This is a genomic window from Kitasatospora sp. MBT63, assembly GCF_000710465.2.
GTDB lineage: Bacteria > Actinomycetota > Actinomycetes > Streptomycetales > Streptomycetaceae > Kitasatospora.
Window position 1 is genome coordinate 7,590 of the sequence record NZ_JAIZ01000784.1, and the last position, 1,186, is coordinate 8,775.

1 protein-coding gene is annotated in these 1,186 nt (G+C 78.1%); it reads left to right on the top strand.

Annotated features, from left to right (window positions below; genetic code table 11):
- The coding region (locus AA75_RS51270) for a polyketide synthase dehydratase domain-containing protein (protein WP_199520542.1) at positions 1 to 1,186 on the top strand (1,186 nt) is incomplete at both ends.

A 1,186-nucleotide genomic window follows, 5' to 3' on the forward strand; every position in this document is an offset into this window, starting at 1 on the left:
TCTGCCGCCGACGCCGACGGCCCGGCCGCACCCACTACCGCTCCGGCCACCGCGACCGCGCTGCGCCGCGACCAGGCCGAGCCCAGGACGGTGCTGGCCGCGCTGGCCCGGATTCACGTGCAGGGCCACCCGGTCGACTGGCCGGCCCTGTTCGGCGGCTCCCGCCGCCCCCGGCTGGAGCTGCCGACCTACCCGTTCCAGCGCCGCCGCTACTGGCTGGAGCCCGCTGCCCGGGCGGCCGACGCCGCCGGGCTGGGCCTGGCCGACGCCGACCACCCGCTGCTCGGCGCCGCCGTCCGCCCGGCCGGCTCCGACGGGGTCCTGCTCACCGGCAGCCTCTCGCTGGCCGCGCACCCCTGGCTGGCCGACCATGTCGCTCTCGGCAGCGTGCTGCTGCCCGGCGCGGCCCTGGTCGAGCTGGCGATCCGGGCCGGTGACGAGGTCGGCGCGAGCGTGCTGGACGAACTGGTCGTCGAGGCGCCGCTGGTGCTGCCCGAGACGGGCGCGCTGCACCTGCAGGTGGCGGTCGGCGAGGCCGACGAGGCCACCGGGGCCCGGCCGGTCGCGATCCACACCCGGCCGGCCGACCCGGACGCGGAGTGGACCAGGCACGCCTCCGGCACCCTGGTCACCGCTGCCGCCACGGCGGGCACCGAGCTGACCGCCTGGCCTCCGGCGGGCGCCGAAGCACTGCCGATCGAGGACGTCTACCAGGAGCTGGCCGCGGCCGGGCTGGACTACGGGCCCGCGTTCCAGAGCCTGCGGGCAGCCTGGCGGGACGGCGACACCTTCTGGGCCGAGGTCGCGCTGCCCGCCGACCAGCTCGCGCAGGCCGCCCGCTTCGGCATCCACCCCGCCCTGCTGGACGCCGCCGTGCACCTGACGGCCCATCACAGCCTCGCGGACACCCCGCCGGGGCTCAGCCGGCTGCCGTTCGCCTACACCGGGGTGCGACTGCACGCCGCGGGGGCGGGCGCGCTGCGGGTGCGGCTGCGCTACACCGAGCCCGAGGCGATCTCCGTGGAGGTGGCGGACGAGACCGGTGCGCCGGTCGCCTCCGTGCAGGCCTTGCGGGCCCGGCTGGTCTCCGCCGAGCAGCTGACCCCGGCCGGCGAGGCCGACCGGGATGCGCTCTTCGCGCTGGAGTGGCCCGAGTTGGTGCCGGGTGTGGGGGAGGTGGGCCCGT